General features: G+C 46.9%; 18 protein-coding genes and 1 pseudogene. 12 read left to right on the forward strand and 7 right to left on the reverse strand.

All coding sequences use genetic code 11. From position 1 onward, the window contains the following. The first annotated feature begins 75 nt into the window (after window positions 1–75). Window positions 76–477: a DUF1801 domain-containing protein gene (locus MUK70_RS01930; RefSeq protein ID WP_234655604.1), complete on the forward strand. Its 402-nt coding sequence runs from the start codon at window positions 76–78 to the stop codon at window positions 475–477. Window positions 478–490: 13 nt separating this feature from the next. Here the strand turns inward: MUK70_RS01930 and MUK70_RS01935 are convergent, their stop codons facing one another. Further along, complete coding sequence (locus MUK70_RS01935) at window positions 491–865, reverse strand: hypothetical protein (RefSeq protein ID WP_234655603.1); 375 nt, start codon at window positions 863–865, stop codon at window positions 491–493. Window positions 866–966: 101 nt separating this feature from the next. On the opposite strand from MUK70_RS01935, the gene MUK70_RS31035 reads away from it, so the two are divergent. From MUK70_RS31035 to MUK70_RS01965, 7 genes and pseudogenes are all read left to right on the forward strand, one after another. Then, window positions 967–1,686, forward strand: a complete 720-nt coding sequence (locus tag MUK70_RS31035; RefSeq protein ID WP_374759719.1) for a contractile injection system tape measure protein — start codon at window positions 967–969, stop codon at window positions 1,684–1,686. 24 nt (window positions 1,687–1,710) lie between these two features. Continuing rightward, window positions 1,711–2,061 (forward strand): annotated as a pseudogene (locus MUK70_RS31040) (contractile injection system tape measure protein); the annotation flags it as partial. A gap of 22 nt (window positions 2,062–2,083) precedes the next feature. Next, window positions 2,084–2,896 carry an eCIS core domain-containing M35 family metalloendopeptidase gene (locus tag MUK70_RS01945; protein WP_234655602.1) on the forward strand — a complete coding sequence of 271 codons (813 nt, stop codon included), beginning with the start codon at window positions 2,084–2,086 and terminating at the stop codon, window positions 2,894–2,896. Between the two features lie 29 nt (window positions 2,897–2,925). Next, window positions 2,926–3,399: a hypothetical protein gene (locus tag MUK70_RS01950; RefSeq protein WP_234655601.1), complete on the forward strand. Its 474-nt coding sequence runs from the start codon at window positions 2,926–2,928 to the stop codon at window positions 3,397–3,399. Between the two features lie 65 nt (window positions 3,400–3,464). Further along, on the forward strand, window positions 3,465–5,531 hold the full coding sequence (locus MUK70_RS01955) for a S8 family serine peptidase (protein ID WP_234655600.1): 2,067 nt from the start codon (window positions 3,465–3,467) through the stop codon (window positions 5,529–5,531). A 41-nt stretch (window positions 5,532–5,572) separates the two neighbouring features. Continuing rightward, window positions 5,573–6,370 (forward strand): HipA family kinase, encoded by a 798-nt coding sequence (locus MUK70_RS01960; RefSeq protein ID WP_234655599.1) that lies wholly within the window; start codon window positions 5,573–5,575, stop codon window positions 6,368–6,370. Further along, window positions 6,345–6,731 (forward strand): DUF3037 domain-containing protein, encoded by a 387-nt coding sequence (locus MUK70_RS01965; RefSeq protein ID WP_374759718.1) that lies wholly within the window; start codon window positions 6,345–6,347, stop codon window positions 6,729–6,731. Before MUK70_RS01960 ends, MUK70_RS01965 begins: the two co-directional genes overlap by 26 nt. A gap of 2 nt (window positions 6,732–6,733) precedes the next feature. On the opposite strand, the gene MUK70_RS01970 is transcribed toward MUK70_RS01965, so the two are convergent. From MUK70_RS01970 to MUK70_RS01990, 5 genes are all read right to left on the reverse strand, one after another. Then, window positions 6,734–7,489, reverse strand: coding sequence for a LytR/AlgR family response regulator transcription factor (locus MUK70_RS01970; RefSeq protein WP_234602043.1), 756 nt, complete (start codon window positions 7,487–7,489; stop codon window positions 6,734–6,736). Between the two features lie 376 nt (window positions 7,490–7,865). Then, complete coding sequence (locus MUK70_RS01975; protein WP_234602044.1) at window positions 7,866–8,663, reverse strand: SDR family NAD(P)-dependent oxidoreductase; 798 nt, start codon at window positions 8,661–8,663, stop codon at window positions 7,866–7,868. 30 nt (window positions 8,664–8,693) lie between these two features. Further along, window positions 8,694–10,625, reverse strand: coding sequence for a 1,4-alpha-glucan branching protein GlgB (gene glgB, locus MUK70_RS01980; RefSeq protein ID WP_234655598.1), 1,932 nt, complete (start codon window positions 10,623–10,625; stop codon window positions 8,694–8,696). 10 nt (window positions 10,626–10,635) lie between these two features. Further along, window positions 10,636–13,977, reverse strand: a complete 3,342-nt coding sequence (gene treS, locus MUK70_RS01985; protein WP_234655820.1) for a maltose alpha-D-glucosyltransferase — start codon at window positions 13,975–13,977, stop codon at window positions 10,636–10,638. Between the two features lie 4 nt (window positions 13,978–13,981). Further along, window positions 13,982–15,943 (reverse strand): alpha-1,4-glucan--maltose-1-phosphate maltosyltransferase, encoded by a 1,962-nt coding sequence (locus tag MUK70_RS01990; RefSeq protein WP_234655597.1) that lies wholly within the window; start codon window positions 15,941–15,943, stop codon window positions 13,982–13,984. A 321-nt stretch (window positions 15,944–16,264) separates the two neighbouring features. Here MUK70_RS01990 and MUK70_RS01995 point away from each other — a divergent pair, with 321 nt between their 5' ends. From MUK70_RS01995 to MUK70_RS02010, 4 genes are all read left to right on the forward strand, one after another. Next, window positions 16,265–16,642, forward strand: coding sequence for a response regulator (locus tag MUK70_RS01995; RefSeq protein WP_234655596.1), 378 nt, complete (start codon window positions 16,265–16,267; stop codon window positions 16,640–16,642). Window positions 16,643–16,716: 74 nt separating this feature from the next. Then, window positions 16,717–20,928: a malto-oligosyltrehalose synthase gene (gene treY, locus MUK70_RS02000; RefSeq protein WP_234655595.1), complete on the forward strand. Its 4,212-nt coding sequence runs from the start codon at window positions 16,717–16,719 to the stop codon at window positions 20,926–20,928. A gap of 71 nt (window positions 20,929–20,999) precedes the next feature. Then, a complete protein-coding gene (locus MUK70_RS02005; RefSeq protein WP_234655594.1) occupies window positions 21,000–21,473 on the forward strand; it encodes a hypothetical protein in 474 nt (157 codons plus the stop codon). Window positions 21,474–21,498: 25 nt separating this feature from the next. Beyond that, window positions 21,499–22,083, forward strand: coding sequence for a DUF4202 domain-containing protein (locus tag MUK70_RS02010; protein WP_234655593.1), 585 nt, complete (start codon window positions 21,499–21,501; stop codon window positions 22,081–22,083). An 11-nt stretch (window positions 22,084–22,094) separates the two neighbouring features. Here the strand turns inward: MUK70_RS02010 and MUK70_RS02015 are convergent, their stop codons facing one another. Further along, on the reverse strand, window positions 22,095–23,948 hold the full coding sequence (locus MUK70_RS02015; protein ID WP_234655592.1) for a YfbK domain-containing protein: 1,854 nt from the start codon (window positions 23,946–23,948) through the stop codon (window positions 22,095–22,097). Window positions 23,949–23,995 lie beyond the last annotated feature (47 nt).

The raw sequence follows: 23,995 nt of genomic DNA on the forward strand, positions 1-23,995 counted from the left end.
AGTTCGTGGTTAAAAATACAAATCCCTTCATAATTGGCGTAATTGCAATGCCTTACTTAACCCAATAATGCGATCATGCCGACTAAAAAGGACCAGGAACCGATAGTTAAGACTAAAAAACCAAGTAATGCCGAGCAGGTTGCGGCATATATGGAGGAGCTGCAACATCCGCTAAAAGCTGAGATCGAGGCAATCCGGAGCATTATCAAAGACGCCAATCCCGAAATCAAGGAGCGGATCAAATGGAACGCCCCCAGCTATTACACCACCTCTGACCTGCTGACATTCAACCCAAGACTGCAAACAAAAGTGCACCTGGTCTTCCATCACATAGCCATCGTGCAGATCGCTTCGGAATTTCTGGAAGGCGATTACAAGGACAGAAGGATGATGTATTTTACCGATATGGCCGATGTTGAGGCAAAGAAAGTGCTTTTGCAGACGATCTTGAACCAGTATGTCAGGTTGGTGGGGTAATAACCTTTCTAGGTTAAGGTCTGCTTCTCCGCTTGATCGTATCAGGCATAACTGCACCGCCGGTTCTGATTGTCTTTTTGTTGCGTTTAACTGTGTAAGATCCGGTGGTATCCGCGTCGGGGCGACCGGTGCTGCTTCTTCCGTCTATCGTTCCTGTGGTGCTCACATTTCCATTGTCGTTCAGAATCGGGCCGCTTTCTGCATTGGAAGAGTCTTTAATGATGGCCGATACGTCAGAAGTGTCGGTGCTTGTCTTCGCACGTGATGACTTTTTCTGAAAAGTCCGTTCTGATTTTTTAGATTCCGTTTTACTTTCCCTTGATTGAGAAAATGCAACGGCGGGTGCCATCAGCACCAATGTTATCAATAATACTTTCAGCGTTTTCATTGGTTTTTGGTCATTTTGGTTTTAAGCATTGTATATCCTGCAATATGTAAAATACCGTTCCAGTCCGGTGCTCATATAATTCGGGTTACTGGCCGCAATGGGTGACGGTGCATTTGGAAAAGGCATTGGATCGGTTGGCTCCAAGCGACTCAATGATCCGCATTGCCCGGTTAGAGATTGATCTGGAAATTTTAGAAGCGGAGCATTTCGGGGAAGGCTTCCCGGAGCGCATGGAAAAGCTGCTTGCCGATCGCTTGCAGGAAATTATACATTCCAAAAGTATTGACCAGTCAATTAGTAATAATAGTATGGTTGAGCGTGACTTGCTGATTGATTTTCTTAGAACAGGCACGCTTCCATGGTGGTCACAATCGTGCAAAAATACTGAGTTTAACCAAATTTTAAGCACGCTGTCAAGAGAAAAACCGGACGAAATACGGGGCCTGTTTCTCACTGTTATCCGGGAAAAGGATTCGTTGCTGTGGCTGCTATATCAACTTGACATTCAGTTGCTTATTGACGTTATAAATGCACTTTTTAAGCCAAATAGGGAGTGGACGGAAGTGGAGAAACAAACTGGTGCATTACTGGATCACAATCAGCATTTGACTGAAAGTGAGAAAAACAGATTGAGGGTTTGGCTGCTATTGGCACATCTGGATGAGCAAGAAAATCTCAATGCTGCATCCAGCCTGCGAGCGGTTGAGAAGCAATTTTTGCCTTCTTTTCAACAAATCGAATGGAAACAGCCCGCAGCATTTCTATCGGACAAAAATGCTATGGCCGGTCCCCGGCGGAAGCACGAAGATGCATTTAATTAGGAAGAAGAATTTGCGGAAGAGCAAACAAAATTTGTGATCCGGTGTGCTGGAATCGTGCTTATTGCCCCTTTTTTGCCGCAGCTATTCAAACAGCTAAACCTGCTGACCCCGGAAGGCGCAGCATTTAAAGATGAACAAGCAGCATTCCGGGCAGTTGCGCTTTTAGGATATATAGGAAGAGGGAAAACGCTTATTCCGGAACACGATCTCGTTCTCGAAAAATTGCTTTGCGGGGTCCCGATGCACGAACCTGTGCCACTGGATTGCGCGCTGACATCGATCCAAATCCAAGAAACAGAACAACTGCTTGATGCCATGGTTACGCATTGGCATGTGTTGAGATCTGTCGCAGGACTTCGGGAAGGCTTTTTTTGAGCGTGAGGGAATCTTGCAGGATATGGGCAGCTTCTGGTTGCTGAGGGTCGAAAGAAGATCCTATGACGTGCTGTTCGATCACAAGCCGCCGCCCTGGGGTTTCCGCGTAGTGGGTAACGACGTGTTTTTCAATGAGGGTAAATTCTCGCCTGGAACGGATTCCGGGAAGCGGCTTTTAGCGCACGAACTTACACATACCATGCAGCAAAGCGGCAATGTTCGCAGGCTGGTTAATACAAGGAGTGTAACCTGCCACGAGACCGGACTTATTAATCCCAACCTGACCGGCGCCGAGGCGGTGCAGGCGATAGCGGTTGCGGATGCAGAAGCTGTGCGGGTCCTGCAAAATGCAGAAGATATATTACAAAATGCGCTGAATGACGTGGTCGCCGGAAACCCGGCCGATCCGGCACTTAACTTGATCTTGCAGGAAGAGCTCGGCCTGGATCTGGACAACACGGGCGATCGCAGACAAATCAGGATTGCCATATCGCGCATTGCCCGTGTCAGGACTACTTTGGAAAGTGGTTATCTGCGTTATATGTGCCGTGGCGGAAATAATGTAAGCCTGGTCGGATGTTCGGCAACATCTTGTGATAACGACACTTTTGCTTTTACGTGTCCCGGTAACAGGCTCGTTGTGTTATGCCAGCATTTTTGGGATTCTCCGGGTGAACGTGCCGGGACAATTCTTCACGAAGTCTTTCACATTTGGTTTGATATGGACCATGGTAACCAAACCAAATTCGCGAACGCAACTTGTCTGGAAGGTTTTGTGCGAAGAGCGGACGGACAGGCTGTGGGGGATTTTTCCTGTGCAGCAGGAGCACATTAAGAGGATAGCCAAAATTTTACAGGATTTCGATGAAAACAAATCGCATATCTGCTTCCCGGCAAAGCAATGCCGCGCAGGAATTGGAGGCCTCAGAAACATGGGCAAGCTCTCCGCAAAACATGCAGATCCCGATGGACACCACTCTTTTACAGCGGGCGCCGACCGCAACCCAGGCAAAAGCCAGTGATGAAGGCTGGGAGAACGACGTAGAATCTTTTGCCAAACGGCTGGCGGAACATCATTTGTCCAACGAAAGGGGCATTTCTGATAAGATCGAAAAAGCCCGGCGACTCTCGGCAGCCAGCTCGAAAACGCACGAATGTGAACTTTCCACCGAGGGCGGATTAACTGTCCGGACACTGTGGCAAACGGAGACAAATGTAGCCATAGCCAAATCCTGCATTCAGGACGACTGTAAGGCCTGTGCTTATAATTACACGGTGAGCGATGCAGGCGAGCTGAATTTCAGCCTGATCAAATGCTGGTTAATCGCTCCTTTTTGAGGAGTTCAGCAACTTAATTATTAAATTGATCTTTGTAATCAACACTTCACTTAACAAACACAGCCATGCCTGAGGATAATGCCTTATACACCTATCGCAACGGGAAAAAAGTTGCCTTATACAAAAAAGACGATCAGTTTGTAGCCCGCAATTCTGCTGAAAACATTGTCAATCTGGGTATCGACCGGATCGAAAAGGTTTCGCCCTCTGCATTTCGTGCAACGGTTTCGCCCGACAAGCTGGACGAAGTAATGGTTGAAAGCCGGGCCCTTGCGCCCACGCACCATGCTTACCAGTTGCAGGAGACGAAGCAGGAGTTTCTGATTACAGACCGCATTATGGTTACTTTTAAAGACAAGCCAACGCCGGAACATTTGTCTGCATTCATCGCAAAATATGCCCTGATGATCAAAAACCAGTACAGCGATGTGGATTTCCTTTTCCAGCTGACCAACCAGTCTGGTATGAACCCGGTTAAAATGATAGTAAAGATCAATGAAGAAGAACCGTCCGTGCAGATTGCAGAACATGATCTGATACAGCGGGTTACCAAATATCTGACATTGCCCGCCGATACATCCTATGATCTGCAATGGCATTTACACACCCACACACCATCTGCCACAAATTTTGACCCGCGTTGTTCAAGCCGTTGCGAGGAAGCCTGGCAGTTACTTGCAAATTTCGGCAGTGAGGATGTCGTTATCGGGCTTGCCGACGATGGCTGCAAGCTGGATCACGATGATTTTAATTCGTCGGGCAAATTTGCAGGCTGGGGTTATTTTGTGAACGATATTTTGGTTAAAAAAACAGATATAGGAGCCGATCCAAACGGAATGTATGCACCTGGAAACAATCACGGGACTTCCTGTGCAGGTGTAATAGCAGGCGAGGTGGATGGCACATTAACCGTAGGTGCCGCGCCTGCATGCAAGCTTTTACCGATCAAATGGGAATCGTCTGATGACGGAGGGCTGTACATTGATGACAACAAAATGATGCTTGCACTCCAATACATATCAGATAAGGTCGATGTCTTTTCCAATTCCTGGGGAAGCTCCCCCGAAATGAATTTCAGCCAGCAAGTCGTAAACCGGATCAGATCCCTCGCCTTAACAGGTGGCAGGCGGGGAAAAGGGATCGTTTTCTTATGGGCTTCGGGCAACGAAAATTGTCCTATTCAGTATTCGGGAACACAGAACATTCCTTTCGATCACGGGGTGCGTATGCAGGGCAATTCACTGGTTTGGGTTGGGGTTCAAAAAAGTAAGGTCTTTTCGCATAATCTGATTGATATCCCCGGTGTCATGCATATTGCGGCACTGGCGAGCACGGCGCAACGCAGCCATTATTCCAATTACGGGCCGGGTATTTCGCTCACAGTGCCGACCAACAATGTGCACACCTATTACCGGCTGGCCGTGGAAGGAAAAGGCGTGGTTACTACAACGGGCGACAGCATAGCGGCTGTTACCGAGGATTTTGGAGGGACGTCCAGCGCCACGCCGCTTACAGCCGGAATTGCAGGACTGGTCATTTCGGCTAACCCGGACCTGAGCGCACTCGAAGTGGTGTCCGTTTTGCAAAGCACGGCTTCCCGGGATCTGAACGAAACACCGTATCCGAGAACACCGCCGGCCAACTTTGATAATGATACTTCCTGGGATATTTCACCCGTATTTCCGTCAGATTTCCAGGGAAATGGACATGCCGATGGAACTTGGAGCCCATGGTATGGCTTTGGCAGGGTGGATGCATTCGAAGCGGTGAAAAAGGCGCTTGCCATTCGGTTGGGAGGCAGTGAACCGGTGGTTCCGGCGGTGAAAATCCGGTCTGCCGTGGTAAATCCTGCCGGTAATGATCATAATAAGGAGAAAGTGACGCTGGAAAATCAGAGTAATGTGCCTGTTTCCATTGAAGGCTGGGCATTGGTTGACAAAAATAACCGGGTGCAGGTCTTAACAGGCTCCATTCCGCCGGTTTCAAGTATGAGCATTGATTTAAAAAAAAATAAAATAATCCTGGCCAACACGGGCGGCACGATCATCCTCAAAGACATAGCCGGAAACCAGGTTCACAGGGTCGCATACACCGGCGCACAGGTGCAGCCCGGCATGGAACTTGTTTTCTGAAAAATCCCTATATTGACGGCCTTGAATCATCAGCGTAAGCCATGAATGGTCAGCAGTCGCAACTCCGAACTGTAAATGTTACCCGATATGTCACGCCTTTGCGGGAGGGCGGATCGCTTCCGGCGCTTGCCGAGGCGGACGACGAATTTTTATATGTTCTCAAGTTCCGCGGGGCAGGCCAGGGGACGAAGGCACTGATTGCGGAGCTGATCGGTGGGGAAATTGCCCGTCTGCTGGGGCTGAGGATGCCTGAAATTGTTTTTGCCAATTTGGATGAAGCCTTCGGCCGAACAGAGCCCGATGAAGAAATCCAGGATTTGCTCCGCGCGAGTACGGGCCTTAATCTGGCCATTCATTACTTGTCGGGCGCTATCACTTTTGATCCCGTCGTGACAGCCGTAGATTCCAGGCTCGCGTCTGCAATCGTATGGCTCGACAGTCTCATTACCAATGTAGACCGCACGGCCAGAAACACCAATATGCTTATGTGGCACAAGGAGTTATGGCTGATCGACCAGGGTGCAGCATTGTATTTTCATCATTCCTGGGATAATTGGGAAGAGCAGGCCAAGAGGCCGTTTGCGCAGGTGAAAGACCATGTATTGCTTCGTTATGCATCTGAAATAGAAGCGGTAAATGAAGAATTCAAAGCCATATTCGGTGTAGAGCAGATCGAGGCGATTGTTTCGCTCATCCCGGATGACTGGCTTTTGCGTGATGCACCATTCGAGTCAGCCGAGGCGCATCGGCAGGGATATGTGAAATTTTTAGCGTCGCGGCTCTCCGTGTCGGATGTATTTGTTAAAGGAGCCAATGATGCAAGAGCAGCACTTATTTGAGTACGCCGTAATCCGCGTCGTACCCAGGGTCGAGCGCGAGGAATTCATTAATGTGGGTGTGATTTTATTTTGTCCGTCAAAACGTTTTCTGGAATGTGCTTTTGAGGTGAATGCGCCTAAGCTGCGCGCACTTTCGGCTGGCATTGATCTGGACGAAGTGACTGCTTATCTGCATGCATTTCAATGGATATGTTCGGGTAAAAAAGAAGGCGGCTCTATTGCTGCATTGCCGCCTGCTTCCCGGTTTCGCTGGCTCACCGCAACGCGTAGCACGGTGGTTCAGTCTTCAAAGGTGCATCCTGGTTTTTGTCAGGACCCGGACCTGTGTTTAAGTAAACTGTTCGATCATTTGGTTAAGTAACATTAGCGCAGATTGAGCTGCTGTTGAACTTCCTCCTTTTTTCTTCTTGAAACTTCCACCTGCGATCCGTCCGCAAGCAGTACATACTGGTTGTTATGCGAAACCTGTTTGATATAACGGGAATTGACCAGGTGTGACTTATGTGTGCGGATGAAATTGAAATCGCCCAGCATTTCGTCGAAGTGCTTTAATGTTTTGCTGGATACGAATGGCCTTTTACCCACCAAATGGATAGAAGTGTAGTTTTTATCGGCTTCCAGTCTTAGAATTTCGTCCAGTGTAAAAAAGAACACACCCTCGCTGGAAGGAACAGCCAGCCTGAAATCCTTAATTTCTTTTCTCTGGATGTTTTCCACCAGATTATCGAAAAGCTCCTGCTTGGGCGCCTGGATCTTTTCCCGCACTTTTTCCAGATGCCGGTCAATGGCAAATTGAAGTTCGCCCGGATCTACCGGTTTTAGCAGGTAATCCAGCGCGCTGAACCGGATTGCCTGGATGGCGTATTGGTTGTAAGCGGTAGTGAAAACGATATCATAATCGGGGTTTTTTCTTTCCATCAAAAAATCAAAACCATTTCGGTAAGGCATTTCCACATCCAGAAAAACGATCCCGGGCTCATAGTTTTTCATAACTTCCAAAGCCTCATTTACAGATTCCGCGTGCTTGACGTCAATCTTTTCCGTCATCTGTGTCTCGAGATAATGGGCGAGGATAAGACGAGCCTTTATTTCGTCATCAATAATTAGCGCATTTATCATAACGTTTTCAAGTTGTAAAGGATGATGTAGTAAGTTCAAAAAATGCTTGGCAGCTAGCCATATTTGGAGAGAGAAGGGTCCCGGTTGCCGGAATTATAATCCAATTCGGTTTTACCAGATTCATTACGCAGCCATTGATTTGAACGTTTGAGCCATCATTTATTGAAATTGATTAGCAGTTGACGGGCAACGATTCCTGTAAAGGAAAAGGTTGATCCACGTGTTTGCCTTTTTTTTCGGAAGTATAATTAAGAGAAAAACATGAAAAGGCATGAGCGCAACCATTAAAAGGCCGGTAACATTTATTTAAAGGCTAAACGTAAAAAACCCTGTCATCATAGCGATAACAGGGCTTGTATTTTTCGAAACACAGTTTCTATTTAGCGTCGACCGGCTTCTGCATTTCATTCATGTTATGAGCAACCATGCCGTCTGGTGTGATGTTGCTCAGACCCATCAGGACCTTGTTTTTAAAACCGGAAACCACCTTGTCTTTACCAGCCATCAACGCGTCGTAGCCGTCTTTGGCGACGCCGGCGGGATCAGCTTTATCATCCTCATCCTGCACGGCATTGCTGCGGTTCATGTCGGCTTTGTTGAAGAAATCTGTATCGGTAACGCCTGGTAATAAGGCTGTTACGGTAATCTCTGTTTCTTTAAGCTCTTCGCGTAAACCCTCGCTGAATGAGAGAACAAAAGCTTTTGTACCGTGGTAAACGGCCTGCCAGGGACCCGGTGTTTTGCTGGCAATAGAAGCCAGGTTCAATATTTTTCCCGAGTTGGCAGCAATCATATCCTTCAAGAAAAGCTTTGTAAGGATTACGACTGCTGAAACGTTTAGCTCAATGATGTCCAGTTCACGGTCCAGTTCGTTATCCTGGAATAGTCCATATACGCCCTGACCTGCATCATTAACCAACACATCAACGGTGATTCCTTTGCTTTTGACTTCGTCATAAACCGAGCGCGTTTCTTCCCGGTTAAAAAAATCTTTCGCAATGGTAACTACTTCCACACCATGCTGGCGAAGCTCCTGGGCTCGTACTTCCAGCTGCTGTCCGTCCCGCGATACAATAACCAGATTGTACTGATCCCGGGCAAATAACAAGGCAAGCTCATAGCCAATGCCGCTCGTGGCGCCGGTTATAAGCGCATACTTTCCGTTGGTTGACATAATTTTAATAGTTTGTTGATGAAGATTATATTAAAGCCACTCAAATCCCCGCACGTATTTCAACACCACGATGGCTAAGGGCGGTAAAACTAGCGGAATCGAGTGGATTCTGCTGTGTTTTGGAATCGGGAAACTTTCCTGCTCATCCAGATGAAGCAGGTCAGAACCGCCGTATTTTAAATTATCAGTATTAAAAATTTCCTGGTAATATCCCGGTTTGGAAACTCCGATCCGGTAATTGCTTCTGACGATCGGAGTAAAATTCGCGACAAAGATCAGGTCATCCGCTTCATTGTTTCCTTTGCGGACCCAGCTCATGACACTATTTACCCCATCCTGGTTATCTATCCATTCAAAGCCGTCCGCCGAAAAGTTCTTTTCGTAAAGTGCAGGTTCGGACTGATAAAGTGCATTGAGATCTTTTAACACCTTCTGTATCCCGTTGTGGAAAGGATTAAGGTTCTCATCCCAATCCAGGCTGAAATCGTGTCGCCATTCATGGCGCTGGGCAAATTCTGCGCCCATAAAAAGCAATTTTGCGCCTGGGTGCCCGAACATATATCCATACAAAAGCCGCAGATTTGCAAACTGTTGCCAGTGGTTCCCGGTCATTTTATTGATCATAGAATTTTTACCATAAACCACTTCGTCGTGCGACAGCGGCAAAGTAAATTTTTCCGAAAACGCATAATGAATGCTGAACGCAAGCTGTCCCTGGTGGTGCGAACGGTAAACCGGATCTCTCTGGAAATAGGATAATGTATCATGCATCCAGCCCATCATCCACTTCATGTCAAAGCCAAGCCCACCATTCGTTGTAGGACTTGTCACACCAGGCCATGCAGTAGATTCCTCCGCAATGGTCATTACATCGGGAAAATTGGTATGGACTGCGTTGTTGAACTCTCTTAAAAAATCCAGCGCTTCCAGATTTTCCCGTCCGCCATACTGATTTGGGATCCATTCACCTTCATTGCGCGAATAATCCAGATACAGCATGGAAGCCACCGCATCCACCCGTAACGCATCAATGTGGAATTTATCCAGCCAGTAAATGGCATTGGAAATCAAGAATGCCTTGACCTCGTTTCGTCCATAATTGAAAATGAAGCTTTTCCAATCCGGATGAAAGCCTTTTTTTGGATCGGCATGTTCATATAGATGCGTGCCGTCGAAATAGCCCAGCCCGTGCTCGTCTGTGGGAAAGTGGGAAGGAACCCAGTCGAGAATAACGCCGACTCCTGCATTATGCAAGGTATCAATCAGGTACATAAAGTCCTGCGGTGTCCCAAAGCGGCTGCTGGGAGCAAAATAGCCTGTCAGCTGGTAACCCCACGAACCGTAGAACGGATGCTCCATGACTGGCATGAATTCCACGTGAGTGAAACCCATATAATTACAATATTGGGGTAATTCAGCGGCCAGTTCGCGGTAAGTCAAAAAGCGGCCTTCTTCTTCATGCACCCGCCTCCATGAACCGATGTGCATTTCGTAAATGGAAATGGGTTTGGAGAGTGGAGGAGCACTTTTACGGTTTTCAAGCCACTGCGCATCGCTCCATTCGAAATCAAGGTCCCAGACCACGCTGGCAGTATGGGGCGGTGTTTCCCAGTGAAATGCGTAAGGATCGCCTTTTTCAACCTCGTAACCGCTATTGGAACGGATGAAATATTTGTAATATTCTCCGCGGCCAATAGTCGGCAGAAAGCCTTCCCAAATGCCGGAGTAGTCTGCCCGACTTTGTAGTGGGTGCGACTCCCTGTTCCAGCCGTTGAAATTGCCGACTACTGAAACTTGTTGTGCATTAGGTGCCCAAACGGCGAAGTGTGTTCCCTGAACCCCGTCGCGTTCAATGATGTGGGAGCCGAGTTTGTTATAAATATGGTAATGTGCTCCGGATGTGAACAAATCAATGTCAAATCCGGACAACATAGGCAATGCATCGCTGCGCTGATCTGTCATAATCAAAGTTTTAAGCTGTTACTAGGGGTTCGGTTTTGTTCATGATCGATTTTATACCACGCAATGGCACCATCACCCACGAAGGCCGGTTATTTACCTCGTAATTCAATTCGTATATGGCTTTTTGCAACAAAAACGTTTGCATAAGCACTTCCAGATCCTCTTTCTTCTGCGGAATGATAGGGCTATCCTTTACCGCTTCCAGATATGCTTTCATGAAAAACCCGCTCATGTAGTGATACCATTGCTCGGCGTACGGCAGCAATTTGGTAATATCTTCCGGCCGCACCTGATTATCCAGATACAAGCTTCCATAAGTTGCGTAATGGAAGGACCGCAGCATGCCGGCCACATCTCTTAATGCCGAGCGTTTCAGCCGTCTTTCACTGTAACTGCGCGCGGGTTCCCCCTCAAAATCAAGGATAATAAAGTCCTTGCCTGTGAACAGAACCTGTCCTAAATGATAATCCCCATGGATCCGTATTTTGGCTGTATCGATCTTCCGGCCGTAAACTTTTTTCAGCTCGGTTAAAATCTCTTCCTTCATTTGCAGCACATCTTCCGCCTCCTGGCGCACCTCCGGAGCAATCTTTTTCATATTGCGGTTCAGGCTTTGGAATGCGACGCGTACAAGCGATTGAAGTGAAGAATACACTGAGCGCTGGTAATGCAGGGAAAAATCCTCAGGTTTAAAGTCGGGATTTTTAATGCCCGAAGCCAGCGCCAAATGCATCTCTCCTGTCCGTGTACCCAGTAACGCCACCTGTTCAGCAACAGGAACATCCAACAGATCCTTTAACACGTCAGGAATGTCTTCATAGCCGACCGGATCCACTATTGTTCCTCTAAGCTCTGCTGGTAGCTGGATCTCGCTTGTCGAAAGGATCTTCTCATTAAAGCTGTCGAGTCTGTCCAGCATATTGGCCCATGCATCTGTGCTGTTAACGACCATTTCCTGCATCATACCCAGCACCATGCTATCATTCTTGTGCTTCCATTCCACTGCACCAACGAATGCCGGGATGTTTTTAAACTGGGCCTCGTGTGTCAGGAAATGCGTGATTTCCATATCGGGGTTAATTGCCCGGTCTACTTTTCGGTAAAGTTTAAAGAAGTATTTACCGTCATAAGTAACGGACGTATTACTCTGTTCGCCGGAAAGCACACGTGGCTTGATCTTTTCGGTGTCTTTCAGATGCTGAACCAGTTCCTCATTTCCAGAGAATTGAATTTGACTGTTTTTAGCAGGCAGGTTCTCGTTGGCTCCCATATTGACAATCAGCGCTTGCTGCAGTTCAAGCCCATAAATGGCATCAAAGAGCACACCTTCCTCTTCGCCTTCAATTTTGATTTTTGCAATAACAGCCTGCGGACAGTTCTCTCTCACCTGATAAGAAAAAGGTTCTTTTCCGAAAGCCACCGGTAACTGATACATTTCAGGAAGATCATTTTGATAGGAAGCTTCCAGAAGCAGCAGGTAAGCAGGCGGATTGCTGCCCAGCGGAATGGTCGCATGCGACACGATTTTCACGCTGTCCAGACCTTTTCCTTTTCCACCAAACCACCGCATTTTCATCATGTAAGCGGGCAGGAAATTATTTTCCAAACGCTCCAGAACCGCAGGGGTTAATAGATCTTTCCAGTCTGTGAGCTCCAAAAGCGGTAGCTCCGCGTTCTGATCTATCTCCGGATGTGTTTTTTGCAAAATAAAACATTGGCACGCGTAAGCTTCCAGTGTAAAGAAATAAGGCGTGTTATCTTTAACACCAGGAAACTTGTTCTTGCTATAAATTTCAACAGGCTGGTAGCCTTTGTATTGATCCAAATCCAACTCAACCGGCTGCGGAAAACGCGAAAGGTTGGCAATAACCAGCATAGTTTCTTCCTTGAAAGTCCTCGTAAATGCCAGCACTTTCGAGTTTTCGGAATTCAGAAACTTGATATCACCACGACTGAATGCCGGGTACTTTTTACGGGCAGCAATGGCCCTTTTCATCCACCAAAGCAGTGATGACGAATTGCGCTCCTGCAACTCCACATTCACAGATTCATAGTGATACTGCGGATCCAAAATTAATGGCAGATACAGGCGCTGTGGATTGGCTTGTGAAAATCCTGCATTCCGGTCAGGGTTCCATTGCATAGGCGTTCTTACGCCGTCCCGGTCACCCAGATAGAAGTTATCACCCATGCCGATCTCGTCGCCATAGTAAATAATGGGTGTGCCAGGGAATGTGAAAAGCAATGAATTCAAGAGCTCGATTTTCTTACGGTTATTTTCCATCAGAGGCGCAAGCCTGTGCCGGATCCCGAGATTAATTCTCGCTTTGGGATCTTTTACATACACTTTGTACATATAATCGCGCTCTTCGTCCGTCACCATTTCCAAGGTCAGCTCGTCGTGGTTACGCAGGAAAATACCCCATTGGCAGTTTTCGGGAATCTCAGGGGTTTGGTCAAAAATATCGGTGATCGGATATCTGTCCTCCATCTGCAGCGACATAAACATTCGCGGCATGATAGGAAAGTGATAATTCATCTGACATTCATCCCCGTCGCCAAAATAGGCAGCCGAATCTTCCGGCCACATGTTGGCTTCTGCCAGCAGCAGTGTTCCCGGATAACGATCATCAATGAATGCTCTTAGTTTTTTTAGATATTCATGTGTTTCGGGCAAGTTTTCGCAGTTCGTCCCATCACGTTCAAACAAGTAAGGTACAGCGTCCAGGCGGAACCCGTCGACGCCCAGCTTACACCAGAAATCGAGAATTTTAATGATCTCTTCCTGCACGAGCGGACTGTCGTAGTTCAAGTCGGGCTGGTGGTGGAAGAAGCGGTGCCAGTAATATTGATCGGCTTCACTGTCCCAAGTCCAGTTTGATTTTTCATAATCCTGAAAAATAATGCGCGCATCTTTGAACTGTTTCGGATCATCTGTCCAGACGTAAAAGTTTCGCTCGTCTGAGCCCTTTGGCGCTTTTCTCGCTCTTTGGAACCACGGGTGTTGGTCAGATGTATGGTTAATGACAAGCTCGGTAATTACTTTCAAACCGCGTTTGTGCGCTTCTTCCAGAAATGCTTTGAACTCATCCAGATCTCCATAAGAAGGGTTGATGGTGTAATAGTCTGAGATATCATAGCCGTCATCACGCAGCGGAGACGGATAAAATGGCAGTAGCCAGATGGCGGTTACGCCCAGATCCTGCAAATAATCAAGCTGCTCCATAAGCCCCTTGAAATCACCGATCCCATCACAATTACCATCTTTAAATGCCTTAATGTGCAGCTCATATATGATCGCATCCTTATACCAGAGCAGATCTTTGTGTATTATTCCATTTTTATGTTCCATCGTCTTATCCATTCAGATTTTCTATTTTTAATATGTGGGCAGGCATTTCATAAGGATTTAGCAGAATGAAGTTGTATTCACCCTGCCAGTAATATTGTTCACCGCTCAGCATGTCAGACACCCGGTAAGTTTGGCCAGGATGGATGCCGAAACGGTGGATAGGCACTTTAATGTGAGCTCCCTGGGTGTTGAATACGTCCAGGTTTACGGAAATGATCAGTGCATTGCCCGAAGCATCGTCTTCCTTCACATAGCAGATCACATTGTCGTTATTGGTTTCTGCGAAATCAATGTTCCAGGTAGATTGCAGGGCTGGGTTTTCCTTGCGGATGCGGTTCACGCGGGTAATGATCTCGCGCGTGCGGCTGTAACGGTTCCAGTCCCAATGCTTGATTTCATATTTTTCGTTATCTGTATATTCCTCTTTACCCGGATGCGGCGTGTTGACCCCATACTCGTAAACCGGACCATACATTCCGTAATTGGAGGATAATGTGGCAGCCAGGATGAACCGCGTAATGTGTGCATTCTCGCCTCCTTCCACCAAATGATGCGGCAAAATATCGGGTGTATTCGGCCAGAAATTAGGCCGGAAATAATACTGCTGATCGGTTTTGGTGAGCTCGTTCATATACTGCTCAATTTCCCATTTGCTGTTACGCCAGGTGAAGTAAGTATAGGACTGATTAAAGCCGATTTTGGCCAGACGTTCCATCACGCGCGGACGGGTGAAGGCCTCCGCCAGAAATATGACCTCAGGATTAACCTTGCGCACTTCTCCAATCAACCATTCCCAGAACGCAAAAGCTTTCGTATGCGGGTTGTCTATCCTGAAAACGCGGACACCTTTGCTTATCCAGAAATCAATAACGCTTTTCAACTCCTCCCAAAGATTTTGCCAATCCTGTGTTTCAAAATCAAAGGGAAGTATGTCCTCATATCTTTTGGGCGGGTTTTCGGCGTATTGCACCGTTCCGTCCGGTCTCCATTTAAACCATTGTGGATGTTCTTTCACATAGGGGTGATCCGGCGCACACTGATAAGCAATGTCCATTGCAATCTCAATATCAAGGTTTTTAGCTTCGGTCACCAGATTCTCAAAATCCTCGATCGTGCCAAGTTCCGGGTGTATTGCCTTGTGGCCGCCAAGCCGGTTCCCGATAGCCCAGGGAGAGCCAGGATCGGTTTCTGATGGCGTAAGGGAGTTGTTTTTTCCCTTTCTTTTCATCTCGCCAATCGGATGGACCGGCGGGAAATAAAGCGTGTCAAAACCCATTTTGGACACAAGTGGCAGCAAGTTGACTACGTCTTTGAATGTTCCGTGCGTACCGGGCAGGGTAGAGGCAGATCTAGGAAAAAGCTCATACCAACTGCTAAAACCGGCTTTTTTGCGCTCAACTTCCAGCTTGCAGGTTTGGCCATAAACCGTAATGCGATCCGTGTAGCGGACTTTTGCCATGGCATTTGCCACTTCATCACTAATGGCCAGATTAACCGCCTGCTCGGGACTTCCCACCGTTTTCAAGCCTTCAATCCACTTTTTGAATGCCGGAATTTCGTTTGCGCTGGCAAGTTGGGATGCTTCCGAGAGCAACTCGGCGCCGATAAGAATTTCCACGGAAATGTCCTGATTGGCATCGAATTTTTTTACCAAACCCTTCTTCCAGGTTGTGAAATGGTCAATCCACCCTGTAAAGCGATATTCGTAAAACCCCGTTTTTTGAGGTTTCCAGATTGCCTGCCATTGATCATTGATAATGTATTGCATGGGAATCTCTTCCCAATCCATTTCTGACTCGTGTTTGTAGATAACGCTTGCCGCTACCACGTCGTGGCCGTCCCCGATAATGTCCGCAGTTAAGGTTAACTGCTCACCGATTGCTCGTCTCGCGGGAAATCTGCCGCCTTCAATATGGGGAGTAACGTTGGAAATCACGACTCGCTTTCTGCCGTCCTGAATATGCATTGATCCGATTTTTTGGTTTCCATTCATGAATGGCTACTGTAGCAATCAAAACCATGCCTGCAGAAAGTGTTTATGACCTTATCATTGAGGAGAATACGCTCCCGAATTCTTGGTAATTTATATTTAACGGTTTGTTTTAAAGTATGTAATCGCGTAAATTTCAACGACTTCACAAAACCTTTACCCACCACATTTGCGAATGAGATCCGGTCCTGAGAAATCTGGGCTGTAATCTTATTATGTACTAGAACTGATATTGCGTTTTACATTGTAGTTGGTGTTTTGAGATTATTCTGGACAAACATTTTCTCAATCGGATCCATGGAGTTTATTCTGATAGACGATAGCGTTTTTGACTTGTTTACACAAGAAAAATTGCTTCTCAGGAGCGGGCTTGCCAAATCTGTCAAGACATTCGGTTCTGCCCAGCTGGCTATGGATTACTTGCACGCACAATCAGACGAGTTTCCGGAAACCGTTATCCTGCTCGACATTCAGATGCCGGGCATAAACGGGTTTGAATTCACTGGTCACTACGCTGCGTTGCCGGAGACTTTGAGAAAAAGGATCAAACTTTTTATGATATCTTCCACCGTGGACACAGATGATATCGAAGAGGTTCGCCTGAACCCGTATGTGATCGAACTGCTGTCGAAGCCATTGGAGATTCCGGTTTTGCGGGCGCTTCTGGGGCAGTAGATCCGCCTTTGATTGTCTTAAATTTTCAAGTGGCACAATATTTAGTATGCTTGCAGGCATAACATTCAGCCATTATGAACAATCCAATAGCTACCTATCGTATACAATTCCATAAAGATTTTTCCTTTTCTGACCTTGAAAAACGGGTTTCATATTTACAGAAACTCGGTGTCAGCACGCTCTATGCATCGCCGATTTTTGCTGCTTCAAAAGGCAGCACACACGGTTACGACGGCATTAGCCCGGAGGTGATCAATCCGGAAATAGGAACAGTCGAGCAGCTCAGAAAGCTTAGCGAAACGTTGAAACAACTTGAAATAAGCTGGTTACAAGACATTGTGCCTAACCACATGGCCTTTCATTCCGAAAATGAATGGTTAATGGACGTGCTGGAAAAGGGCCAGCAGTCGGAGTATGCCTCATTTTTCGACATCGCCTGGAACAGTAAGCTTTTTCAGGGCAAACTCATGGTTCCGTTCCTGGGTGCACCGCTGGAAGAGGTTATTGATAACCAGCAGGTAAAAGTTGAGTATGCCGGCAATCGATTAGTTCTTAATTATGAAGGGGCGACTTTTCCCTTGAACATCCGCTCGTACATGAACATGCTCGGGACGGACCAGGAGAATGCGCCCGAAACGATCCATCAGCTAGTAAAACAGCTCAATGAGATCCACGAAGCCGAGGATCCGAAGATCTTCTCGCAGCGATGGAGCGAGTTTTTGCTGCAGCTTTCGTCGCTAATGAAAAATGAAAAGATCAAAAGTTGGATCGATCAGGAAATACAGGCGGTCAATGCAGATAAGTCAAAGATAACCGAGCTTGTTAAAGGGCAGGAATACATCCTTTGCTTCTGGCAGGATACAGATTCCAAGATCAATTTCAGAAGGTTTTTTACAGTGAATGGTCTCATATGCCTTAACATGCATTATGATACTGTTTTTGATAAATATCATGAATTCATCAGCCAGCTTGTGGACGAAGGCATTTTTCAGGGGCTTCGAGTCGACCATATCGACGGGCTTTACGATCCTGCCGGCTACCTGGAAAAGCTGCGCGAGCTGGCCGGCCCTGAAACATATCTTATTGTTGAAAAGATTTTAGAAAAAAGCGAATCGCTTCCTGTGCAGTGGCCTATTGAAGGTACGTCGGGTTATGAATTTCTGGCGGATGTAAATAATGTGTTCACCAATTCCGACGCTGAGGAAGCTTTCTCGAAATTTTATCAGGATATAACAGACAGCGGCGACCCGATCCGTGAACAATTACTGGAGAAAAAGTCGGGAATTCTTAATAACCACATGGGCGGCGAGCTGGATAACCTTTATCAGCTGTTCACAGATTTGGAACTTGTAGCGCTGGAAAAACTGGAAGATGTCGGTAGAGACAATGTGAAAAAAGCGATCGGTGAATTCTTGATCCATTGCCCGGTTTACAGATATTATGGTAACCAAATGCCTCTCTCCGAAACGGAAAACCAGGAGGTTAAAGCTGTGTTTGAAGATGTTAAGGCGCACCATGCCGGACTGGACAGTGCTATTCAGATCCTGGAAGAGGCGATTCTCGAAAAGGCGGTTGAAGGTGATGAGGCCTACAATACGAAAGTATTGGAATTTTACCAGCGCCTGATGCAGTTTTCCGGACCTTTGATGGCCAAGGGTGGAGAGGATACACTAATGTACACGTATAATCGCTTCATCGGACACAATGATGTGGGCGACTTTCCTGACCGGTTCGGTATGCCGGTTAAAGAATTCCATCACAAGATGCGGCTACGCCAGAAAGATTGGCCGCTTGCATTGAACTCAACTTCTACGCATGATACGAAAAGAGGCGAAGACGTGCGGGCCAGGCTGAATGTGCTTACAGACTTGCATGAAGATTGGATTGCCAAAGTAAATGAATGGCGCACTATGAATACGCCGATCAGAAAGCCCGATGGCCCCACAGATAATGATGAATATCTGATCTATCAGACATTGGCAGGAGCTTACCCGATGCCTGGTGAAGATGCAACTGACTTTGCCGAACGTTTGGGCGATTATTTGAAAAAAGCGCTTCGCGAAGCCAAAACGGATACAACATGGGCTGAGCCGAACGAAGTTTATGAAAAAAGCACCGAAGAGTTTGCCCTGAGCCTGCTGGATACTGAGTCACCTTTTTTTGCAAGTTTTCAGGAATATTTGAAAACCATTTCGGATGCGGGAATAGTCAACTCACTTTCCCAGGTGCTTCTGAAATTTACATGCCCGGGTATTCCCGACGTTTACCAGGGAACGGAACTCTGGGACCTTAGCCTTGTTGATCCCGATAACCGCAGACCATTCGACTATGAAATACGCGAGCAGTGGCTGCGCGAATTTGAAGATTACAACACGGAAAGATTGGGCGAAAAGCTGTGGGAGACAAGGAATTCGGGGCAGATCAAACTCTGGCTTACGCATCAGCTTTATCAGTTGAGGAAATCGAATCCGGTGCTGGTTTCGAAAGGCGATTATGTACCGCTTAAAATTCGTGGTGCTTACAAAGAGCACATTTTGGCATTTGCCCGGAAATTTAAAAAGGATTATCTGGTGGTGGCCGTCCCATTGCATAGCGCAGTGCTTTGCAAAGAACAGGGAACGACCTTTTTTGATCTGGACTGGAAAGATACGTCCATAGTGCTGCCCGACAACATGGAGCCCAACTGGGCTGATGCGCTTACCGGAGAAGAAGCTGAGTATGAAGGTAAACTTACACCTGCTGATATATTCAGAAATCTTCCTGTTGCCGTTTTAAAAGGGAAAAAGCCTGATAACGAGCGCAAAGCAGGCGTGTTGCTGCACATTACTTCCTTAGCGTCGCCATTTGGAATAGGTGATATGGGTCCGGAGGCTTTTGCTTTTGCCGATTTCCTTGCAAATAGCAGTCAGAAGTTGTGGCAAATATTGCCCCTGAACCCGATAGAGGCCGCCCAATCCAATTCGCCATATAGTGCATTGTCGAGCCGGGCAGGAAATCCGCTGCTGATCAGCCCCGAAATATTGGTCCAGGAAGGACTCCTTGAAGCAGAAAAACTGGCCGGTTACGAGCTTCCGCAAACGGGAAAAACAGACTACGATCAAGCTGGAAAACTGAAAGATGAAATATTAAGGGAAGCATTTGACAAATTCCTCTCCATCAATGATGCGGAGGCCAATGATGCTTTCGAAGCATTCTGTGAAAAAAATCAGGAGTGGCTGGATGACTTTGCGTTATATATGGCTCTGAAAAAACAACACGAGGGAAAACCCTGGTACACCTGGGCAGAGCAATACAGAAAGCGGGACGAGAGCGCTCTGGCTGCGCTTGATTCGGAAAAGTTACAATTTATCAAATGGGAGCAATACATATTTGATAAGCAATGGAAAGCATTGAAATCATATTGCAATGATATGGACATTAAGCTTTTGGGTGACATTCCGTTTTATGTGAGCTATGATTCTGCGGACGTCTGGGCTAATCCGGAGTATTTCTGTGTGGATGAAGAAGGTAAGATTACAGGCATAGCAGGCGTGCCGCCGGATGCGTTTTCCGATGATGGTCAGCTTTGGGGTATGCCTGTTTTCAATTGGGGCGCACTCAAAAAGCAGGATTATCAATGGTGGGTGCAGCGATTGGCCAAGAATGTTGAGCTTTTCGATATTGTGAGACTGGACCACTTCCGGGCATTTACAGATTATTGGGAAGTTCCGGGCGGAGAGAAAACGGCGATAAATGGCGAATGGAAACTAGGTCCTGACGCAGAATTTTTTACTAAAATTGCAACGGAACTGGGAGGACTTCCGTTTGTGGCCGAGGATTTGGGGGAAATGAGCCCCGGTGTTTATAAACTAAGGGATAAATTTGCATTGCCGGGAATGAAAGTGCTGCAATTTGCATTCAGTGAAAATATGCCGCAATCAGACCATATCCCGCACAATTTCAATGCCAATTTCTATGCCTATACAGGCACCCATGATAACAACACAACCCTGGGCTGGTTCAGAGCGTCAAAAGATGATGACACGAAGGGGCTGATCGAGAAATATGTTGGTTATGAAGTGAATGAGGAGAACATTTGCGATGTAATGGCGCGACTCACGTTTTCGTCCGTCGCCAAAGTCGCCATGCTTCCTATGCAGGATGTGCTTAAATTAGACGAGACAACGATCATGAATATTCCCGGTTCCAACGAGAATAACTGGTCGTGGCGGTTGAAACCCGGGCAGGTTACGCAGGAAGCGCAACAATTTTTATTGAACCTGACAACCCTGTACAACCGCGACTAGGCAGTGCAAGAATATGGTTGTGAATGTTTCGATGTGTTTATATTTGTGAAAATATAGCAACCGAATGTCCTATGTTTGTAAAGAAGGCTTCTTTATTGTGCCTGGTCGGCGCTTTCCTGATCCAATTTTCCGCTTGTGAGCATACAGCCGACAGTCCTGCCGACGCGGCTGCTGTGCTCACGGAAGTGAAACAGTGGAAAATCGATGAAATTGCAGTCAATGATGCAGTGACTTTCAAGGACGGGAAGATGACCCGGCAGTTTGGCGGAATTGATTTTGAGCGTTATATGGAAACGGTCGAGCTTCGGAAAGACGGCACTTTTTCGGGTGTTTTTAAGGGGGACAACAAGCCATTCAATCTGAAATGGAAGCAAACTGATAAAAACCTGACGGTTGGCGCGGCCGATGCAGCCGCCAAAGGAGGCGAATGGACCATTGATCCGAAGGATGTAAGCAGTAAATTTTTTACCATGAAAACAAAAAGTACTGCATACGACTATCCCCGGATGACAAGCATATCCCTGAAATTCAAAGCTGTAAAGTAAGCCCACATTCGCAAAACACTGGAAAATGAAGAATCTTGAAAAGGCCTTTGCGCTTTTTGACGCCTATAATCGCAATTCGCCCGAGCATTTGATCCACGAGGGGACAGATTATCCCGTAGAATATTTTTATGCCGTTAAATTATATGAATGGGTTACCAAACTAGCTCCGGATGCGAGCGAGGGCTTGCTACTTGCGTCAAGAGCGCAGCATATAGGGCGCTGGGAAATTGCCAGAAACAGTTACCCGGAAGGCAGGGTTGGCTATCTTAAATGGCGAACCGACTTGTCCAAATTTCACGCTTCAAAAGCCGCTGAGATATTGGGATCGGTGGGTTATGATTCGGAGACAATCGAACGCGTACAGCAAATTATCCGCAAGCAAGGGATCAAAGCAGATCCCGAAATACAGACTATGGAGAACGCGCTTTGCCTGGTTTTTCTCCAATATCAATATGACAACCTCATTGGCAAGACAAGTGAGGAGAAAATGATTAATATTTTGCAGAAAACCTGGGCGAAAATGAGTGATCCCGGCAGGAATATGGCGCTTTCCTTACATTATAGCGATGAAGGAAAGCGCCTGATAAACATGGCATTAAATGCTGGTTGATGCCATGTTTATTAATCTTTTTGGGCCGTTTCTTTCCTGTTATCCAGTGTTTCCGCGGTCTTCACCAGCTGGACAAATTCTGAGCGGTAACCTTCTTCATCTTTGCCAAAAGCTGTTTTTGCGCGGGCGATAACATCGCGGTAACTCGCTTTTCCCTTAAACTCCGAACCCCGAAGCAACAACCCGAATTCCGCCACGGCGCTGGCAAAACGAAGGTTTTCAGAGCACGCCGCCATGGGTCGGGAAATGTTTTTAACAGGCATATCAAACAAAACGCTTTGGTCTTCGTCCGGTTTTTTGTAGCGGATTTTCAAAGTCAGCATTTCGTCTGTTTTGCCGATGTCCGATGCATCTGTTTTCTGATATTTCAATGCATCATTCTTTGACAGATAGGGGCTTTTTGCACCTGTGGGAACGATCTCGTACAATGCAGTAACCGTATGCCCCGAGCCCATCTCGCCGGCATCTTTCTTGTCGTCATGAAATTCTTCATTTTTGAGCGCCCGATTTTCGTAACCTATTAATCTGTAAGCTTGTACGTGGCGGGGATTGAATTCGATCTGAATTTTTACATCCTTGGCAATTGTGAAAAGTGTTCCGCCGAATTCCTGTACAAACTCCTTTCTTGCTTCCTGAATGTTATCAATGTAAGCATAGTTGCCATTGCCTTTGTCGGCGAGCGTTTCAATGTGGCTGTCTTTATAATTTCCCATCCCAAATCCCATAATGCTTAGAAAAATTCCCTCTTTCCGCTTTTCTTCGATCAGTCGCTGCAACGCTCCCTCGCTGGATATACCGACATTGAAGTCGCCGTCCGTGGCCAGGATCACACGGTTGTTTCCGTTTTTTATGAAGTTGTCCTTTGCCAGTTTATAAGCCAGTTCAATGCCTGCGCCGCCAGCCGTTGAGCCGCCCGCTTCTAAACCATCCAGCGCTTCCTTAATGGTCATCTTTTCACTGCCTGATGTAGGTTTCAAGATTTCTCCCGCAGCGCCTGCGTACACCACAATGGAAATTTTATCCTGAGGCCTAAGCTGGTCAACCAGGAGTTTGAAAGCCTGCTTCAATAGCGGAAGCTTGTTTTGATCGGACATGGAGCCGGAAACGTCGATCAGGAAAACGAGGTTGGAAGCAGGCAGATTTTTAGTCGGGACGGTTTTCGCCTGCAAGCCAATGTGCAGGAGTTTCAGTCCCGGGTTCCAGGGAGAATCGGTCATTTCGGTTGATACGGCGATAGGATGCTCGCCCGAAGGCCCGGCGTAATCATAGTCAAAGTAATTGATCATTTCCTCAATCCTGACCGCATCCACGGGCGGCATCTGACCATTGTTCAGAAAACGCCGCGTGTTGCTGTAAGCTGCCCGGTCCACGTCTACCGAGAAGGTTGTAACTGGCATCTGCGACGCAACCTGGAAACCGTTTTCATTGATAGGATTGTAATTTTCGGTTTCCCCAGGCTGATACCTTTGCATAGGCGCCATAAAAGTCTGTGGTGCCGATTCCATTTTGACGTAACTGCCGGAAACTTTTCGGTGGACTGTCTGATGGTCAGCCAGTGCTTCGGTTAGATTGATCCTGCCCGTTTTAAGCGTTACATTAATCGTGTTGCTTTTGCCTATGTCAATCTGTTGGGTCGTTAAATGCGGCAGAACGAATGTCAGTTTGAGCGCATAAGCCGGCACCTGGATAGTGTAACGGCCGAGCGAATCTGTGGTGGTTGAAATCATAGTATTCGGGACCGAGACCATTACACCGGCAAGTGGTTTTTGATACTCGTCCGTCACAACGCCGGTGATTTTCCTGTTCTGCAGCAATGTAAATGCAGTCAGGGCGAAAAAGAGGAGCAACGCAATTTTACTTTTCATGGTTAATAGATTTTTTGTTTATTGACAGGATGCAAGCTGCATTCAGA

It is taken from the genome of Dyadobacter chenwenxiniae (genome assembly GCF_022869785.1).
GTDB classification, from domain to species: domain Bacteria; phylum Bacteroidota; class Bacteroidia; order Cytophagales; family Spirosomataceae; genus Dyadobacter; species Dyadobacter chenwenxiniae.

Bases quoted from the DNA above. Each gene is read 5' to 3' on its own strand.
- MUK70_RS01930 (WP_234655604.1), top strand. From the start codon at position 76: ATGCCGACTAAAAAGGACCAGGAACCGATAGTTAAGACTAAAAAACCA.
- MUK70_RS01935 (WP_234655603.1), bottom strand. From the start codon at position 865: ATGAAAACGCTGAAAGTATTATTGATAACATTGGTGCTGATGGCACCC.
- MUK70_RS01945 (WP_234655602.1), top strand. From the start codon at position 2,084: ATGGGCAGCTTCTGGTTGCTGAGGGTCGAAAGAAGATCCTATGACGTG.
- MUK70_RS01950 (WP_234655601.1), top strand. From the start codon at position 2,926: ATGAAAACAAATCGCATATCTGCTTCCCGGCAAAGCAATGCCGCGCAG.
- MUK70_RS01955 (WP_234655600.1), top strand. From the start codon at position 3,465: ATGCCTGAGGATAATGCCTTATACACCTATCGCAACGGGAAAAAAGTT.
- MUK70_RS01960 (WP_234655599.1), top strand. From the start codon at position 5,573: ATGAATGGTCAGCAGTCGCAACTCCGAACTGTAAATGTTACCCGATAT.
- MUK70_RS01965 (WP_374759718.1), top strand. From the start codon at position 6,345: ATGATGCAAGAGCAGCACTTATTTGAGTACGCCGTAATCCGCGTCGTA.
- MUK70_RS01970 (WP_234602043.1), bottom strand. From the start codon at position 7,489: ATGATAAATGCGCTAATTATTGATGACGAAATAAAGGCTCGTCTTATC.
- MUK70_RS01975 (WP_234602044.1), bottom strand. From the start codon at position 8,663: ATGTCAACCAACGGAAAGTATGCGCTTATAACCGGCGCCACGAGCGGC.
- glgB (WP_234655598.1), bottom strand. From the start codon at position 10,625: ATGACAGATCAGCGCAGCGATGCATTGCCTATGTTGTCCGGATTTGAC.
- treS (WP_234655820.1), bottom strand. From the start codon at position 13,977: ATGGAACATAAAAATGGAATAATACACAAAGATCTGCTCTGGTATAAG.
- MUK70_RS01990 (WP_234655597.1), bottom strand. From the start codon at position 15,943: ATGCATATTCAGGACGGCAGAAAGCGAGTCGTGATTTCCAACGTTACT.
- MUK70_RS01995 (WP_234655596.1), top strand. From the start codon at position 16,265: ATGGAGTTTATTCTGATAGACGATAGCGTTTTTGACTTGTTTACACAA.
- treY (WP_234655595.1), top strand. From the start codon at position 16,717: ATGAACAATCCAATAGCTACCTATCGTATACAATTCCATAAAGATTTT.
- MUK70_RS02005 (WP_234655594.1), top strand. From the start codon at position 21,000: ATGTTTGTAAAGAAGGCTTCTTTATTGTGCCTGGTCGGCGCTTTCCTG.
- MUK70_RS02010 (WP_234655593.1), top strand. From the start codon at position 21,499: ATGAAGAATCTTGAAAAGGCCTTTGCGCTTTTTGACGCCTATAATCGC.
- MUK70_RS02015 (WP_234655592.1), bottom strand. From the start codon at position 23,948: ATGAAAAGTAAAATTGCGTTGCTCCTCTTTTTCGCCCTGACTGCATTT.